Origin of the sequence: Pseudomonas sp. SMN5 (assembly GCF_052041925.1) — a bacterium.
Classification (GTDB): domain Bacteria; phylum Pseudomonadota; class Gammaproteobacteria; order Pseudomonadales; family Pseudomonadaceae; genus Aquipseudomonas.
The window spans coordinates 1-2,514 of sequence record NZ_JBKGGX010000055.1 but is presented as its reverse complement, the minus strand read 5'-3'; the positions used below and the strand labels follow the sequence as shown (position 1 = coordinate 2,514).

3 protein-coding genes and 1 pseudogene are annotated in these 2,514 nt (G+C 59.4%); all 4 read right to left on the bottom strand.

Annotation, left to right across the window (positions count from 1 at the left end; all coding sequences use genetic code 11):
• Positions 1–119: 119 nt before the first annotated feature.
• Positions 120–662 (bottom strand): HNH endonuclease signature motif containing protein, encoded by a 543-nt coding sequence (locus tag ACLEJR_RS26945; protein WP_440817741.1) that lies wholly within the window; start codon positions 660–662, stop codon positions 120–122.
• Position 663: 1 nt separating this feature from the next.
• Positions 664–1,470 carry an ATP-binding protein gene (locus tag ACLEJR_RS26940; protein WP_440817738.1) on the bottom strand — a complete coding sequence of 269 codons (807 nt, stop codon included), beginning with the start codon at positions 1,468–1,470 and terminating at the stop codon, positions 664–666.
• A complete protein-coding gene (locus ACLEJR_RS26935) occupies positions 1,460–2,239 on the bottom strand; it encodes a Pyocin large subunit-like protein (RefSeq protein ID WP_440817737.1) in 780 nt (259 codons plus the stop codon). The genes ACLEJR_RS26940 and ACLEJR_RS26935 overlap by 11 nt, the downstream gene beginning before the upstream one ends.
• Positions 2,239–2,514, bottom strand: a pseudogene (locus tag ACLEJR_RS26930) (BRO-N domain-containing protein); the annotation flags it as partial. The gene ACLEJR_RS26935 and the pseudogene ACLEJR_RS26930, both read right to left, overlap by 1 nt.

The following is a 2,514-nucleotide window of genomic DNA, read 5'->3' as shown; positions in this document are numbered from 1 at the left end:
CGTCTGCTTGCCCAGGAACTCTTCGAGCGCTTCGGAATTGCTCAGCCAGTCAGGCGACGATGCGCTCCAGGCGGCTACCTCGGCCCACAGTAGGGCCTGGAGTTTTTGTTTATCGAGCGTCATGTCCGAACTCCAGAATATGAGCAGCGGCTCCTGAAATCGCCGTGAAGACGTTTGGCAGCTGAGAGGTACGCCTCATGCGCCTCTTGCTCGGAGTGAAACGCGCCAAGCTCTATGACTTTTCGGTCGGCAGTGATTCGCGCTCGGAATCGCCCCTTGTTGCCGGGCTGATAGACGCCACGCAAGAATTTTGATTCGCGGTAGCTCGATCGGTTGTAGCTGTTCTGACTGCTAGTACCGATACGAAGATTCTCGATCGAGTCATCCCCACGATTGCAATTTACGTGGTCGATGTATTCGCCTTCCGCAATCTCTCCGTTGTGCCAAATCCATACCAGTCGGCAGCGCCGATAAAACACTCCGTCAATCTTCACGTTGTGATAGCCGCTGTACTTGGGTGTCGCTCCGGCTTCTTTGCCAACCCATCGAGCGTTCCACCCTCGACCGACTACGTCGTCACGGTGCCGCCAGTACAGGCGCCCTTCGCGACAATCAAACAACTCGCGAACGCGGGCTTGAGATATTTCTAATGGCTTCAGCATTTCAAAAACCTTCCTTTCCGCGCTGCGATTCCCACTCGAACGGGATAACTATCACCCCGCCCTCGCGCAGACGGTCAATGCAGCGCTCGCCGATGGCGCCGGGCAGCGCCTGGCCGTCCAGGTTGGAAACGATGATGGTCGGACGCATTTCCTCGTACCGGCCGTTGATGATCGCGAACAGGGTCGTCAGCTCGAAGTCGCTGGGCTTCTCCTTGCTCACGCCGATCTCGTCCAGGATGAGCAGCGAGGGGCTGATCAGGCTCGACAGGATCTGGCTCTCGCTCTGTTCGCTGGTGTGGTCGTAGGACGCCCGGATCTGCTGGAGCACCGCGCCCAAGGTGCGGTACACAGCCGTGGCAGTGGTCCTGGCCATGATCTCGTTGGCAATGGCTACCGACAGGTGCGTCTTGCCCGTGCCGGGCTTGCCCAGCAGCAACAGGCAACGACCGGTTTCGGCAATCTGCGCGAACTCGGCGGCGTAACGGCGGCAGGTGTTCAGCGCCTTGCGCTGTTCCGCGGTCTTGGCGACATAGCCGTCCAGGGTCTTGCTGGCGAAGCGCTTGGGGATCAGGGCTGCACCCAGCTTGCGTTCCATCGCCATGCGCTGCTCCATGGCCTTGTTGGCGCGCTCGGCGGCCTCGGCCTTCTCACGGACTTCGCGGCCGCACTCAGGGCACCCGCTCTTCAGCTCCTTGCCCAGGAGCGGGAATATCTTCTGCTCGTAGGCGCCGTGGGTTTCACAGTTGGCCGGCTGGATACGCGTTCCCGGCGGCAGTTCGGGTGTCGGCTGGACTGTCTCAGATCGCATAGGAGCCGTCCTCACGCAGTTTCAGGCCTACGGTGTAGTCGCGGTCAGCAAAACCCGTGTGGCGCGATTGTGGGAACGGATGGACGTTGCCCAGGGGTTTGTCTGGGAAGATTCCGGTCCAGCCATTGGCGATCGAGGTGGCGAGCACCTGGTCCGGGGCTGAATGGCCCACCAGCGCCTTGGCCTGTTGCTCACAGCTCTTGGCGGTCAGCGGCTTACGGATCTCCTTGCGGTGTTGGCACCAGTCCGCCCAGGCTTTGTCAGAGACATTGACAGGCTTTGCTGTCAGCGGGTCGAACTTGCCGACCCTCGCCGGTGCGTCAGCACCATGCTTTTGATCTTCTTTCTTCTCTTCTCTTCTCTTCTCTTCTCTGGTCCGCAAATTGTCCGCATCGCTTGCGGACACATTGCGGACAGATTTGGTTTTACGATCGTTGCGCTTGCGCTCGCTGTCGTTGGCCCGGCGCTTGGCGCTGGCCCCGTTGTGCTCTTCAAAGCGAGGCATTACAAGGCTTCCATCGTCGTCGATAGATGCCCACTGCACGTCGATCATGGCCTGAGTAAAGCCAGGCCAGCCGATCACCGCGTCCATGGCGTCCGCACTGTATCCGTGAAGCACGCCATCATCGGAATGCGTATCGAAGATGCTCCAGGCGATGTGCAGTCCACCGATAATCCGAAGCCTGTCCGCTTTCAATGCGGACACCATGCGGAACACTTTCGGATGGGTCTGAAGGTCTACTCGCATTTTGATCCAATCCCCGGCCATTATCTGGCTCCTTTGCCGACCAGGCCGGCGAGTTCGAGAAAGCGATCGACATACCAGTGTGGCTGCGTCTCGCGTGGGCATTGAGGGCTGGTGAGGTTCTTGCCGTACTGGAGGCCCTTTTCAGTCACGGACCAGAAGTCGACCATTTCGCCCTTTGAGTTTTTGCGCTTGAGTTGTGTCAGGTATCCCCTGGCTTCAAGGGCACGATTGAATGCCGCCGGTGCGTAGCGGATGCCATGATCTTTCAGCAAGGCGGTGGCTGATTTGGTGGGCAT

Excerpts from the sequence above, each read along its gene's own strand:
- ACLEJR_RS26940 (WP_440817738.1), bottom strand. The coding sequence starts at position 1,470 with ATGCGATCTGAGACAGTCCAGCCGACACCCGAACTGCCGCCGGGAACG.
- ACLEJR_RS26945 (WP_440817741.1), bottom strand. The coding sequence starts at position 662 with ATGCTGAAGCCATTAGAAATATCTCAAGCCCGCGTTCGCGAGTTGTTT.
- ACLEJR_RS26935 (WP_440817737.1), bottom strand. The coding sequence starts at position 2,239 with ATGGCCGGGGATTGGATCAAAATGCGAGTAGACCTTCAGACCCATCCG.